Source organism: Guopingia tenuis (assembly GCF_014384805.1).
GTDB lineage: Bacteria > Bacillota > Clostridia > Christensenellales > Christensenellaceae > Guopingia > Guopingia tenuis.
The window spans coordinates 342,958-356,139 of sequence record NZ_JACRSS010000001.1 but is presented as its reverse complement, the minus strand read 5'-3'; the positions used below and the strand labels follow the sequence as shown (position 1 = coordinate 356,139).

Here is a 13,182-nt window from a genome sequence, read left to right as displayed (position 1 = left end):
GCGCCAGGATGCGATATAATAAAACAATAGGTGAGGAAATATGGCAGATAATCTGACGCAGTTACAGGAAAATATCAGGGCATGCGATAAGTGCCGCCTGTGCGAAACCCGGACCCATGTGGTGTTTGGCGAAGGGAATCCCCGGGCGACGCTGCTTTTCGTGGGCGAAGGCCCCGGCGAATGGGAGGACAAGCAGGGCCGTCCTTTTGTTGGAAAGGCGGGGCAGCTTTTGGATAACATGATGGCGGCCATCGGCCTAAAGCGGGAGGAAGTGTACATCGCCAATGTCGTGAAATGCCGCCCACCGGGAAACCGGGACCCGGAGCCGGACGAAGTGGCCGCGTGCATCGGATATCTCCGCGAACAGGTGCGCCGCATCCATCCCAAAATCATCGTATGTTTGGGGCGGATTGCCATGAGGGAGATTCTCCATGAAACAGCGGGTATTATGCGCATGCACGGCAAGGTTTTTTACCGGACAGGCTTTTATATCATCCCTACATATCATCCCTCTGCCCTGCTGCGGAATCCGGATTTGAAGCGGGAGGCGTGGAGTGATCTGAAAACAGTGCGGCGGATATTGGATGAGGTGAACAATGAAGAAAATACCTGGGATTTACCGGCAGTGGACGGAAAGCCTCCAAAAGCATGGCTATGAGCCGGAGGAGCTTGTCTTTGGCGCGGGGAATCCCGAGGCGGAGGTTCTTCTCATCGGCGAGGCGCCAGGAGCAGAAGAAGTGGCCGCCGGGGAGCCTTTTGTGGGAAAAGCCGGAAGGAATTTGAACGAGTTTCTCTCCGCAACGGGAATTGCCCGGGAGATGCTCTATATAACGAATGTGGTCAAATTCCGGCCTTACCGCGTTAGCGCATCGGGACGAAAATCCAACCGGCCGCCGTCTAAAAAGGAAATTGCCCTCTGCGCGAGATGCCTGGAAGAGGAAATCTCCGCTGTCGCGCCCAAAGTCATTGTGACGCTGGGCAATACCGCTTTGCAGGCGGTGTTGGGGGAAGAGATGCGCATTGGCAGCTGTCATGGGATAGTCCAGGCGGCGCAGACGCCGGTATTTCCGCTGTATCATCCGGCGAGCATCATATACCGCCCGTCTCTGCGGGAAGAATATGCCCGGGATATGGACCGCCTGCGTCTCTATTTAAAACGGAATCTTTCATAAGCAAGTAGTTTTATGGTTCCTTTGTTGTATGGCGGAACAGGAACAAGGAGAGAGGAAACGGAATGATTAGCAAAAAAAAGATGTATTATATTCTTCTGGTCGTTCTCGTGGCGGCGATTGTAGTTGCCAGCTTGGTGACCTTTTATTTCACCAAAAAGAGTATCGAGAGCGGGGAGATTTACCTCAAAGGAGAAGAATACAATGCTCTAATGAAATATTTCGAGCTGGAGGATATCCGAAATATTATAAGCGAGAACTATATTCGCGAAGTAGATGAAGATACGCTGGTGCAGGGATCGCTGCGGGGCGTGGTAGACAGCCTGGATGACGGATATTCGGCCTTCTATTCGGAAGAGGATTACCAGAACTTTGATGAAAATAGCGAAGGTTCTTTTATCGCTCTGGGTATGATGCTCGAGCGGGATGCAGCAACGGATTATATGCGGGTTACCCGCGTATTTGCCGATACGCCCGCCTATGACGCCAATATTGTTGCTGGGGATCTGATTCTTTCCATTGATGGCAGTGATACTCAGTATATGGAGGTACAGACGGCGCTGGGCCGCCTTCGGGGGATTGACGGTACGAAAGTAACGATTCGCACCCGTTCTGGCGAAAAAGAGATGGATTTGGAGTTGGTTCGCAAGTCCGTGGATATGCAAGTAGTATTTACCAATATGGTGAATGAAGAAATCGGCTATATCAACGTTGCGGAGTTTAGTAATTCAAGCATTGATGAATTTCAAAAGGCTTTGGAAACCATGGAAGATGAAAAGGCCAAGGGGATCATTATCGACCTGCGCGGGACGCCGGGCGGAAATATCAGCCAGGCATGCAAGGTAGCGGATTCTTTCTTGGAGGCAGGGGAAATCTGCAGCTCTATGGGACGAGACAAAGAGGCAACGAATTGGAATTCCACAGATTCCGTAAGCTGGGACAAGCCTGTCGTCATCATTGTGGATCGGGAAACAGCCGGTGTTGCCGAAGTATTTGCGGCAGCGTTGCAGGATCGCGGAAGAGCGACCATTTTGGGAGAACAGACGTTTGGGAAGGCCGCCGTGACGTCATATTATCAGGTTCCTTCCACGGGGGATATGGTAAAGCTGGTTACCGCCGAATACTATCTGCCATCAGGAGCTAAGCTGACGGGGGTTGGAATCACGCCGGACGAAGCGATCAGCGAGGCAGACCTGGAAGAAGGTACAGCAGAAAACAACGATATTGCTCTTCTGCGGGCAGCAAAGATATTAAACGATCAAATATCTCAGGGATAAAACAAACGGGCGAGGAGGCAATATGCCTCCTTTTTTTGCCCTGTTTGCTGCGGCGGAGGGAACAGGATGCATACGGGACTGTATGATTGGGAAATCTTCTGAAAGCGGAAAATGCTTTTCACATCTCTTTGTTCTCAAGATCATAGCGAGAAAGGTATATTTTATATTTCACATCCCCGCCTGCAATGGATCCGGTTTTTCCTTGACACAAAAAAACGGTGCAGATTCTGCACCGTTTTTTTGTGCTTATTCATTCCCCGGTCCATTCCCATCGTCTGATGTGGACGGTGAAGGAGAGGGTGTTGCCGAAGGACTCGGCGAAGGAACCGGAGTCGTGGATGGCGAGGGAGAAGGGACATCCGGCAGGGCCGCCTCCATGGAATTCTTTGTGGAATTCAGTGCGCTGGTTGCCGATGAAATCGCAGTGGCATCCGGCGTCTCACTATTGATGAGAGCATTCAAATTGGCAATCAGCTGATTGAGTGTCGCAATCTGTGTACTCGTCAGCCGGGAAGCATTATTCTGCATAAAGGACTGCGCACTGCTGATGGCGCTCTGCGCGGATGCAACAGCAGCCGTTATATTTTGCTGATTTGCCGCCCATTCTGCCGTATGGATATGGCATGTCTCCTGGCTGCCTGTATACAGATTGGGGAAGATGGTCCGGAGCATGCTGGCAGACAGCTTGAGATAAGGGGAATCCTCCGGGAAGGATACGGCCGCCCCCGAATGCACCAGCTCTGCCGGACAATATTCCGAGGCCAGCTCATTGCTTTCCGTGCAGATATTGGCAGTGACATGGACGTCGCAGCTTTCCGTCGGCATCGTACCAACGGCAAAATAATCGCTGGTTGTCGGGCAGCCAGAAACCGCTTTTTTGCCAGAAACCGAACACACGGAATATTTAGTTACGCCATAATCCGCCGCTGTGCCCGGCAGAATATCCTTATCCGGCAGTCCCTCAACTACCTTGGTCATGTATGCCTTCCAGAGGGGCGCCGCCCATCTTCCGGCATCGCCGCTGGCCAGCTTCTTATAGTCGTCGTGGCCGACCCATACTGCGCTTGTATAGTATGGTGTAATTCCCGCGAAAGTCATGCCCTTGCGCTGTGTAACCGTTCCGGTTTTTCCGGCGGTCGTCATCCCGTTGAGCCGGGCTCGCGTACCCGTGCCCGAAGCTGTTGCGGTAGTCATGGCATCCACCAGCATATACGCTGTGGAGGGCTTGAACACCTGCCGCCGCTCCTGGCAATTCTCCGCCTCCAGCAGAATATTTCCTTCGCTGTCCTCCACCTTTGTGAAGGAAATGGGCTCGATATATTCGCCGCCATTGGCTATGCACGCATAGGCTGCCGTCAGCTCCAGAGGGGTAACCCCACTGGAACCCATGGCGAGGCCGACCAGGTCTTTGTTGATCTGGGAGGGATCCACACCCAGATTCACGAGATATTCATAGGAATCCTCCAAGCCGACTAAATCTGCCAGGGTACGCGCCGCCACAATATTTAAGGACGATTTTATACCTGTCCGGATAGTGACCGGGCCATAGCTGTTGCCATGACTGGTTTCGGGATACCCTGGATCCGAAGTCCATCCCGTAATCGGGGCGGGAATATTGGCGATTATCGTCCCGAGCCCCGCGCCCTTATCCAGCGCAGGGCCGTAAACGGCCAGCGGCTTAATAGTGGAACCAATGGAAACGCGATTTTGATAGGCCCGGTTGCGCAGTTTTTTGGCAGTGGGCTCCGTGCGGCTTCCAACCATAGATTTGATCTGTCCGGTGGACTGATCTATGACGACAGCCCCCACCTGAGGATATATCGTAACCATGGGCGTCCCATCTGCATTTGTGCCGGTTGTTTTGGACGAATCGGAAGAATACCGCATCTTAGGATAGTTGTCGTATGTGGCAAAGGTATCCTGCATCTCCGTCTGCATTTCCCGGTCAACTGTCGTATAAATCTTATAGCCTTTGGTGCGCAGCTCGTTTTCGATGGCGGCCCGGTTGACGCTTTTATCCTCCAGGTTGCGGGCCTCCAGGAGGTTTGTCACTACATCATAGACGGCATATTCCACAAAATGCGGCAAATCATACATATCCTGGGTTGTGGACTTCTCCCGCACGACCAGGGTGTCGTTGGCGGCGGCCTCCTTTTCCTCCAGTGTGATATAACCCGCCGTATACATACGCTCCAACACCGTATTGATGCGCTTATCCAGTGTAGTCGTATCTTTTAAGACATAATATGCCCTCCGGGGATTATAGGCGTAGGGATATTGGGTAACCCCGGCCAGACAGGCGCATTCCCGAAGGGTGAGCTCATCCAGCTCCTTGCCAAAATAATCCATGGCGGCCGCTTTAACGCCGATGTTGGTTCCCCCCAGGGGAATGGTATTTAAATAGGCCTCCAAGATCTGTTCTTTGCTATATTTGGTTTCCAGCTCCAGGGCAAGGCTGGCTTCCTGGATTTTCCGTTTATAGGAACGCTCAGGAGAGAGCAGCTGGTTTTTGATAAGCTGCTGGGTGATGGTACTTCCGCCGCTGACGCTGCTGTTAGACATATTGCTGACAAAAGCGCCCAAAAGACGCTTCAGATCAACGCCGCTGTGGTGATAGAACCGGACGTCTTCTACGGCGATTACCGCCTGCTGCAGCAATTCAGGGATTTCATCCAAAGAGGCATATTCCTGGTTTTCCACGCCGGCATATGTCGTAATGAGCTGGCCCTCGTCGTCGTAAATATAGGATGTCCGAACCTGGTCGCTGATTTGGGCGATATCCAGCTCAGGTGTCGTCCCGAGATAGGCATTGGCAACGCCGAAAACCGCCCCGATGGCAACGGCAACCAGGATGATGAGCGCCAGAAAGGCAACCTTTACTGTAGTTAGGATAGCGCCCAGCCAGAAAGGCGCCGGACGTTCACGTTTTTTGAAAAGAGAGGGGTTTTCCTCCGGAGTATCCGCAGCGGAGCGAAAGGCTTTGGTTGCCCCCGTCACATCTGCGTCCGTTTTCTTTAGCTGGTTGGCATCGAATACGATTGTTGAATCCCCGCCTGCAGGGGAAGCCATGCCGCCGGAAAAATCAGGCTTCTCCGGTTTGTTATGCGTAAAGATGGCAGGAATCCATTGAATGCCATAAAGAATCCAGGCCCAGAGCTTCTGAAAAAAGTTTTTTATGCTCCTGCCGCAGTTTTGAAAAAAAAGAATAATTTTGTTCGTAAATTTGTCCTTCATCTTTTCCTCCCGTGCGGGTCATTTCTTCACCTATATTATGCTATTATAACACAAGCTTGAAACATCTGCACATATTTTAGGTGAAAGTTCTGTTACAAAATTGTTTCGGGCCGCATATGATACAAAAGGGAAGGCTGGGATGCGAGGAAAATGAAAAAGAGAACAAAGCGAATTTTAATCATTGCAGCTGCCGCGGCCCTTGCCATGGGAATTGGCTATGGTCTGCTTGAAATCGGCCTGCGCCCCAATATTCTGGCCCAGGGAGAGGTTTTGCTGAAGAACAAAGCCATTGAAATTATGAACAAGGCCGTGAGCAAGACGATGGAGGGCATGACGGATGCCGGCGATCTGATTCAAATTGAAAAGGACGCGGATGGAAAGATCAGCATGATCAGCGCAGACAGCATCCGCATGAACCGGATAGCCACGGAAAGCGCCTTGAGCGCCCAGGAGCTGATCGAAAAGCTGGGAGAAGAGGAATTGAGCATCCCGCTGGGAAACGCCATGAATTCACAGCTTTTTAACGGAATGGGGCCGCTGATTCTGATTCGCGTGACCCCTGTCGGCGCAGTCGGCTCGGATTTTCGCACGGAGATTGAGGCTGCGGGAATCAATCAGGTGCGGTATAAGGCATATATCGTTTTGAATGCCCAAATGGATATTATGGTGGGAACCTCGCGGCAGAATGTTCAGGTTTCCAACGAAGTGCTGGTTTCGGATGTGATCCTTGTGGGGGCGGTTCCGGAAATGTATGCAGACTTGGGAAACGCAAAAAGTTTTCTCAACTTACTCCCTTGAATTGCGATAGGAGATGTGATAGAATCGTAGAGTAAATTTGCTTAAGAGGTGTAAGTATGTCTGGACATTCCAAATGGTCTACCATAAAAAGAAAGAAAGAAAAGACGGATGCCAAAAAGGGGAAGATTTTCACCAAGATCGGCCGCGAAATTGCGGTTGCCGTGAAACAGGGCGGCCCGGACCCGGATACCAACTCCCGGCTGCGGGACTGCATCGCCAAGGCAAAGGCCAACAATATGCCTAACGACAATATCGCCCGCTCCATCAAAAAGGCGTCGGGAGAACTTGGGAACATCAACTATGAGGAAATTACCTATGAAGGCTATGGCGCCAATGGTGTTGCAGTGATCGTTGAGGTTCTGACAGACAACCGGAACCGGACGGCGGCGGATGTCCGCCATGCACTGACAAAGGGCGGCGGTTCTTTGGGCGCCAACGGGTGCGTAAGCTGGATGTTTGATAAAAAGGGCGTTATCGAAATTGAGGACGATGGCTCCATTGATGAGGACGAGCTTATGATGACGGCGATTGACGCCGGTGCAGACGATTTTTCCTCGGAAGATGGGGTATTTACGGTTTTGACGGATCCTGCTGGATTCTCCGGCGTGCGGGAAGCGCTGGAAAAGGCCGGATATGAATTCCTCTCTGCGGATATCGATATGGTTCCCCAGAACATGGTGGAAGTCAACGCTGAGCAGGCGGATTCCATCTATAAGCTGTTGGATCTTTTGGAAGATAACGACGATGTGCAGAATGTGTATCACAACGCAAATCTGCCGGAAGAGGAAGAATAAAAGGGTTTGCAGCCGCATGGTATTCAAAAGCCATGCGGTTTTTTTATGTGAATTTACAGAGGCGGATAGAACGAAAGTGCGCTTTTTCTCATATGATAAGGGGGAAAGGATGAATGCATATGAAAAAAATGACGATTGTTCATTCAAAAACGTGTCCATACTGCGAACAGGCAATTGCTTTTTTGGATGCCCTGCGGGAAAAAAAGGAATATTATAATGAAATTCCTTTAGAGCTTATCGACGAGGCCGAGCATCCGGAAGTGATGGAGGAATACGATTATTTTTATCTTCCTGCAATTTTTTGGGGAAAAGAAAAGTTGCATGAAGGGGCCTGCACGCAGGAAGATATCGAAAATGCCCTGATCCGGGCAGAACGGGACCTGCAAAAAGCGATAAAATAGAAAAAATGCCGCATACTAATCCCAAAGGTGAAAACCGGAGGGATTTTTTTATGAGCAAGACAAAGAAAAGATGGATTTGGTGGTCAGTTTCGATTGGCTGCATTCTGCTTGCCGGCGTGATGGGCTATATCGCGGCGCAGAACGCCCCCAGCGCCTTGCAGCAACAGGAAGAAAAAGCAGAGAGTGCCGCCGGGGCCGGGGAACGGACGGTTTTGGGATGCCAGGTGGAAAAAATCTATAAATATACCCTTTGTGAACATGAGCAGAGCCAAGAGGAGCCCATAGAAGCGGATTGGGTAGGCCTTTCCGAGGAGGAAATAGAGCAAAAGCTGGAGGAGGGATTCTCAATAAAAGAGTTTTCGGCAGAGTCTATCCGTTTGGAAAAACAGATTGCCCAATACTGCCCGGATCACCTTCTTTTGCAGTATAGCGATGGTAAGCTGCTGCTTACGCAGACCCAGGCATTCACGGACCAGATTAAAACGGTTGCCGCCTATGACATAGAGGCAGATACGCTGGATCTGCAGACCTATGACATACTGCGGGCAGGCAAAGTGTTTTCCAGCCAGGAAGAGGCCGTGGAATATATCCGAAAAATATTATTGCGTAACGGGGAATGAAAGGATATAATCAAAAGTAACATCGTGAGGAAAGCGGGGAGACAATAGATGAGCGAATTGCGGGAACAGGCTGGAAAGGTGAAGGAAGCGGCGCGGGCTTTGGCTATATTGCCCACACTGCGAAAAAATGCCATACTGCTGGCCATGGCGGAAGCTCTGGAAAAGCGGCAGGGGGAGATTCTGGAAGCCAATGCGGTGGATATTGCGGCCGCAGAAAGCAAGGGCACCAGTCCGGCTATGCTAGACCGCCTGGCCCTCAATGAAGGCCGGATTTACTCCATGGCGGAGGGGCTTCGGAAGGTTGCGGGCCTGCCGGATCCCGTTGGGGAAGTCATTGGCGGCGGCACGGCTGCCAGCGGCCTGCGGATCACCAAACGCCGGGTTCCCCTGGGGGTTGTGGGAATCATTTATGAAGCCCGGCCTAACGTCACATCGGACGCTATGGGATTATGCCTGAAAACCGGCAACGGCGTCATTTTAAAGGGAGGAAGTGAAGCGGTCGCCTCCAACGCGGCTATTGCCCGCATTATGACCGAGGCCGGAATTTCCCGGGGGCTGCCGGAGGATGTTGTTTGCTTTGTTTCGGATACCTCGCGGGAATGTGTCAACGAAATGATGAAGATGAATGGGCTGATTGACGTGCTCATTCCCCGGGGAGGAAGCGGCCTGATTCAAGCGGTGGTCCGGGGCGCCACCGTTCCGGTAATTGAAACCGGCGTCGGCAACTGCCATATTTTTGTGGATATGTCGGCGGATCTGCAGATGGCGCGGAAAATCGTGGTGAACGCAAAGACCTCCCGTCCTTCGGTATGCAATGCGGCGGAATCCCTTCTGGTTCATCGGGAAATCGCTCCGGCCTTTCTTCCGGATGTGTTTGCGGCACTGAAGGAAAAAGGGGTGCGCCTGTATGGATGCCCGGAATCCAGAAAATATGGGGAAATATCTGCGGCGACGGAAGAGGACTATGCAAAAGAATATCTGGATCTGGCCATGTCGGTTAAGGTGGTGGCAGATGTCCGGGAAGCGGTCCGGCATATCAACCGCTATGGCACCCAGCATTCTGAAGCCATTGTCACAAGAAATATCGAAAACGCCCGGTATTTTCAGGAGATGGTGGATGCCGCCGCGGTATACGTCAATGCCTCGACCCGGTTTACGGATGGAGAAGAGTTTGGCTTGGGGGCGGAAATCGGAATCAGCACCCAGAAGCTCCATGCCCGCGGCCCCATGGGGCTGACAGAGCTGACTACTTATAAATATTTTGTGGAAGGCGACGGGCAGATTCGCTGATGTTTCGCCAATAAAAAAGGAAGCGGTTTTAGTCGCCGCTTCCTTTTTTTGATTCTTTATTTTTGATACCGCGCCGCAGTAAAGAAATATTCCTGGCTGTCCAGCGGTGGCTCGTCGTTTTTCTTGCGCTTATAGGAGCCGTCTTTATGCTGAACCCGCGCGTTCATGTTGTCGTGAAGCATGATATCGAGCGCATGATTGATCTCTTCTTTGATCTGCGGGTCATAGATGGGGGCGGCAATCTCCACGCGGGATTTTGTGCTCCGCGTCATCCAGTCGCCCGAGGATATATAGAGCTTCTGCTGCTCTCCCACGCCGAAGCTATAGATGCGGGAATGTTCCAGATAGCGGCCCACGATACTGATGACTTCGATGGTGTCGGTCAAATCCTTGAGGCCGGAACGCAGGCAGCAGATACCGCGGACAATCAGATGAATGGGCACACCTGCCTTGGAGGCTTCGATCAGCCGGTCGATCAGGGGCTTATCCGTGAGCGAATTGATTTTGATGATAATAGAGGACTCTTTACCCTGCTTGGCCAGAGCGGTCTGTTCATCGATCATTGCCAGCAAAGGTTTGCGGAAATGCTTGGGAGCGATGAGCAAATGCTTGGGCGAAGGAGTGGTGTCGCCCATGGAAATATTAAGGAAAAATTCTGCCGCATCGTTGCCGATCTCCTGATTTGCGGTGATCAGGCACATGTCCGTATACTGCGCCGCCGTCTTTTCGTTGTAATTTCCCGTCCCCACCTGGGTGATATACTGCACGCCTGCATCTGTTTTTCGGGTAATCAGGCATAGCTTACTGTGGGTTTTATAGCGATCCAGGCCATAGGAAAGGGTAACGCCGGCTTCTTCCAGATGCGAGGCCCAATCGATGTTGTTCTGCTCGTCAAAACGGGCGCGCAGTTCCACGACGGCAAACACCTCCTTGCCGAATTCGTGGGCCTTGATGAGCGCATCGATAATCTTGCTGTTTTTCGCCATGCGGTATAGCGTGATTTTGATGGAAACCACCGTTGGGTCGACAGCCGCTTCATTTAAGAGGCGGATAAAGTGGCTCATACTCTCAAAGGGATAAGACAGGAACAGATCCTTTTTCTCCGCCTGGGGAAGAATGGGCTGGTTTTCATCGAAAAATACAGGGGAATGGGGATGGAGCGGCGCATAGAAAAGCGAGGCCGGCAGGGCCTTTTTCAGCGCATCCTCCATGCCGAAAACAAACTTCATCTCCAGGGGTGATTTGCTGATGAAAACCTGGTTATGCGCAATATCCAGCTTTTTGCAGAGGTATTTTTCCAAATCCAGGGAAATATGGTCAAGAACTTCCAACCGCACCGGACAGAGTTTTTTGCGGGTCTTTAAAAGCTCCCGCATCGCCTCCTTATAGCTCATGTCCTCGTCAAAAATCCCTTCCTGCATGGTGATATCCGCATTTCGGGTGATCCGGAAAACCGTGCAGTCCCGCACTGTATAATTGGAAAAAACCAGACCGGCAAAATGGCTGATGACATCTTCAATCAGGCAATAGCGGTATGGCTTTCCCGGCAGGCGCACAATCCGGGGAAACATGCTGTTCACCGGAATGACGCCAAACTGGAAGCGTTTGGATTCCAGCTCTACTGCCACATAGTGCTCCAAATTGTTGAGGAATGGGAAGGGATGCCGCTTATCGATAATCTGCGGGGAAAGCATGGGCAGGATCTCGTTCTGAAAATATGCCGAAACAAACTGCTCATCCTTGGGTTTTAAATCCCTGCAATAGAGATGCTCGATATCGTATTTTGCCAGCTCGCGGAAGATACGTTCACTGACTCTGTCTTTTTTCTGAATCAGCTTTCTGACAGCGCTATAAATTGCCTCCAGCTGTTCTTCCGGGGTCATGCCGGTTTTCGTGTCCTTTTTTGGCTCCTGCTCGCTGGCATCAAGCGCCATATCGTGCAGGCTTCCCACGCGGACCATAAAGAATTCATCCAAATTGCTCAGGAAGATGGAGGCGAATTTGATGCGTTCAAACAAAGGGTTGTTCTTGTCATCCGCCTCATTGAGCACGCGCTCATTGAACCGCAGCCAGCTTAATTCACGGTTGAAATAGGGAAGTGACTTTGCCATAGGTAACCCATCCTTACTTTTTTATAGTATGATTTATTCTGCATCCAGCCCAGAGAGAAACTTCTCCAGGGAATGAATATGTGCAAGCACGCTTTCCCGCGCGGGGCCGCCGGGCAGCGTCCGTTTGCTGACGCAGGCTTCCAGAGAGACGTTTTCATAGACGTCCTCTTCAAATACATCGCTGAATTCCTTGAGCTCTTCCAGCGTGAGATCGGAAATGCCCTGCCCTTTCCCCTCGCAGTAGACGACAATCCGGCCCAAAACCGCATGGGCGTCCCGGAAAGGCATTCCCTTTTTCACCAGATAATCGGCGGCGTCTGTCGCGTTGGTGAAACCCTTTCCGGCCGTTGCATATAAATTTTCCTTTTTGAAAACCGCCGTGCGGATCATGCCCGTAAACACCTTTAAACAGCTGAGCAAAGTGTCGGCGGCGTCAAAGGTGCATTCCTTATCCTCCTGCATATCTTTATTATAGGCAAGGGGAAGCCCTTTCATGACTGTGAGCAGCGTCATAAGAGAGCCGTAAACCCGCCCTGTCTTTCCGCGGATCAGCTCTGCCATATCCGGATTTTTCTTCTGGGGCATGATGCTGGAGCCTGTCGAGAAAGCGTCATCCATGGAAACAAAGGCAAACTCGCCGCTGGACCAGAGGATCATCTCTTCACAGAAACGGGAAAGGTGCATCATGCAGATCGAAGCAGCCGAGAGAAATTCCAGGGCAAAATCCCGGTCGGAAACAGCGTCCAGGCTGTTGGGTGTGATTTCATGGAAGCCGAGCTGCTGGGCGACATATTCCCGGTCCAGGGGATAGGTCGTCGTGCAAAGCGCCCCGGAACCCAGCGGCATGGAATCCGCATGACCGTATGCTGCCTGGAACCGCTCAATATCCCGGGAAAACATCTGGGCGTAGGCCATCATATAGTGGGCAAGAGTAGAGGGCTGGGCCTTTTGCAGATGCGTGTAAGCGGGAATGATGGTGTCCAGATTTTCCCTTGCAATCTGCAAAAGCACCTGTATTAAATTGGCGATTTCCCGAATGACCGCTGTATTTTCTTTCTTCATGTACATCCGGAAGTCCAGCGCCACCTGGTCGTTCCGGCTGCGCCCGGTGTGCAGGCGCTTTCCTGCGTCGCCGATGCGGTCGATAAGCAGGCGTTCGATATTCATATGAATATCCTCGTCATGGGGAGAGAAGTGAACCTTTCCAGCTTCGATATCCGCCAAAATGCCCTCGAGCCCCTGAACAATCTTTTCTGCCTCGTGGGCCTCAATAATTCCCTGCTTTCCCAGCATTTTTGCGTGAGCTATGCTGCCGGTGATATCCTCCTTATAAAGACGGGAGTCAAAGGAGATGGAGGAATGGAATCCCTCCGCAAATGCGTCTGTATTTTTACTGAAGCGGCCGCCCCATAATTTTGCCATATAACGTTTCCTTTCTGTTTGCTGAATTCAGCATGCGATTATGCCCCGATTATACCATAACCGGGG

General features: G+C 51.5%; 11 protein-coding genes. 8 read left to right on the top strand and 3 right to left on the bottom strand.

Annotated elements, in window-relative coordinates; translation table 11 throughout:
• Positions 1-40 precede the first annotated feature (40 nt).
• The 3 genes from H8693_RS01760 to H8693_RS01750 all read left to right on the top strand — a co-directional run bounded on the left by H8693_RS01760 (position 41) and on the right by H8693_RS01750 (position 2,446).
• Positions 41-658, top strand: coding sequence for a uracil-DNA glycosylase (locus H8693_RS01760; RefSeq protein ID WP_178620226.1), 618 nt, complete (start codon positions 41-43; stop codon positions 656-658).
• Positions 597-1,172, top strand: a complete 576-nt coding sequence (locus tag H8693_RS01755; RefSeq protein ID WP_249279541.1) for a uracil-DNA glycosylase — start codon at positions 597-599, stop codon at positions 1,170-1,172. Before H8693_RS01760 ends, H8693_RS01755 begins: the two co-directional genes overlap by 62 nt.
• A 62-nt stretch (positions 1,173-1,234) precedes the next feature.
• Complete coding sequence (locus H8693_RS01750; protein WP_249279540.1) at positions 1,235-2,446, top strand: S41 family peptidase; 1,212 nt, start codon at positions 1,235-1,237, stop codon at positions 2,444-2,446.
• A 246-nt stretch (positions 2,447-2,692) separates the two neighbouring features.
• On the opposite strand, the gene H8693_RS01745 is transcribed toward H8693_RS01750, so the two are convergent.
• Complete coding sequence (locus H8693_RS01745; protein ID WP_249279539.1) at positions 2,693-5,680, bottom strand: transglycosylase domain-containing protein; 2,988 nt, start codon at positions 5,678-5,680, stop codon at positions 2,693-2,695.
• Positions 5,681-5,830: 150 nt separating this feature from the next.
• Here H8693_RS01745 and yunB point away from each other — a divergent pair, with 150 nt between their 5' ends.
• From yunB to H8693_RS01720, 5 genes are all read left to right on the top strand, one after another.
• Positions 5,831-6,478 (top strand): sporulation protein YunB, encoded by a 648-nt coding sequence (gene yunB / locus H8693_RS01740; RefSeq protein WP_249279538.1) that lies wholly within the window; start codon positions 5,831-5,833, stop codon positions 6,476-6,478.
• A gap of 56 nt (positions 6,479-6,534) precedes the next feature.
• Positions 6,535-7,272, top strand: coding sequence for a YebC/PmpR family DNA-binding transcriptional regulator (locus H8693_RS01735; protein WP_249279537.1), 738 nt, complete (start codon positions 6,535-6,537; stop codon positions 7,270-7,272).
• A gap of 119 nt (positions 7,273-7,391) precedes the next feature.
• Positions 7,392-7,673 (top strand): glutaredoxin family protein, encoded by a 282-nt coding sequence (locus H8693_RS01730; RefSeq protein ID WP_249279536.1) that lies wholly within the window; start codon positions 7,392-7,394, stop codon positions 7,671-7,673.
• Between the two features lie 50 nt (positions 7,674-7,723).
• Positions 7,724-8,293, top strand: coding sequence for a hypothetical protein (locus tag H8693_RS01725; RefSeq protein WP_249279535.1), 570 nt, complete (start codon positions 7,724-7,726; stop codon positions 8,291-8,293).
• A gap of 48 nt (positions 8,294-8,341) precedes the next feature.
• Positions 8,342-9,583 (top strand): glutamate-5-semialdehyde dehydrogenase, encoded by a 1,242-nt coding sequence (locus H8693_RS01720; protein ID WP_249279534.1) that lies wholly within the window; start codon positions 8,342-8,344, stop codon positions 9,581-9,583.
• Between the two features lie 56 nt (positions 9,584-9,639).
• On the opposite strand, the gene ppk1 is transcribed toward H8693_RS01720, so the two are convergent.
• A complete protein-coding gene (gene ppk1, locus H8693_RS01715) occupies positions 9,640-11,694 on the bottom strand; it encodes a polyphosphate kinase 1 (protein ID WP_249279533.1) in 2,055 nt (684 codons plus the stop codon).
• Between the two features lie 33 nt (positions 11,695-11,727).
• Positions 11,728-13,116 (bottom strand): argininosuccinate lyase, encoded by a 1,389-nt coding sequence (argH, locus tag H8693_RS01710; protein WP_249279532.1) that lies wholly within the window; start codon positions 13,114-13,116, stop codon positions 11,728-11,730.
• Positions 13,117-13,182 lie beyond the last annotated feature (66 nt).

Coding starts and splice junctions, on each gene's coding strand:
- H8693_RS01720 (WP_249279534.1), top strand. CDS start 8,342: ATGAGCGAATTGCGGGAACAGGCTGGAAAGGTGAAGGAAGCGGCGCGG.
- H8693_RS01755 (WP_249279541.1), top strand. CDS start 597: ATGAAGAAAATACCTGGGATTTACCGGCAGTGGACGGAAAGCCTCCAA.
- yunB (WP_249279538.1), top strand. CDS start 5,831: ATGAAAAAGAGAACAAAGCGAATTTTAATCATTGCAGCTGCCGCGGCC.
- H8693_RS01730 (WP_249279536.1), top strand. CDS start 7,392: ATGAAAAAAATGACGATTGTTCATTCAAAAACGTGTCCATACTGCGAA.
- argH (WP_249279532.1), bottom strand. CDS start 13,116: ATGGCAAAATTATGGGGCGGCCGCTTCAGTAAAAATACAGACGCATTT.
- H8693_RS01745 (WP_249279539.1), bottom strand. CDS start 5,680: ATGAAGGACAAATTTACGAACAAAATTATTCTTTTTTTTCAAAACTGC.
- H8693_RS01750 (WP_249279540.1), top strand. CDS start 1,235: ATGATTAGCAAAAAAAAGATGTATTATATTCTTCTGGTCGTTCTCGTG.
- H8693_RS01735 (WP_249279537.1), top strand. CDS start 6,535: ATGTCTGGACATTCCAAATGGTCTACCATAAAAAGAAAGAAAGAAAAG.
- H8693_RS01760 (WP_178620226.1), top strand. CDS start 41: ATGGCAGATAATCTGACGCAGTTACAGGAAAATATCAGGGCATGCGAT.
- H8693_RS01725 (WP_249279535.1), top strand. CDS start 7,724: ATGAGCAAGACAAAGAAAAGATGGATTTGGTGGTCAGTTTCGATTGGC.
- ppk1 (WP_249279533.1), bottom strand. CDS start 11,694: ATGGCAAAGTCACTTCCCTATTTCAACCGTGAATTAAGCTGGCTGCGG.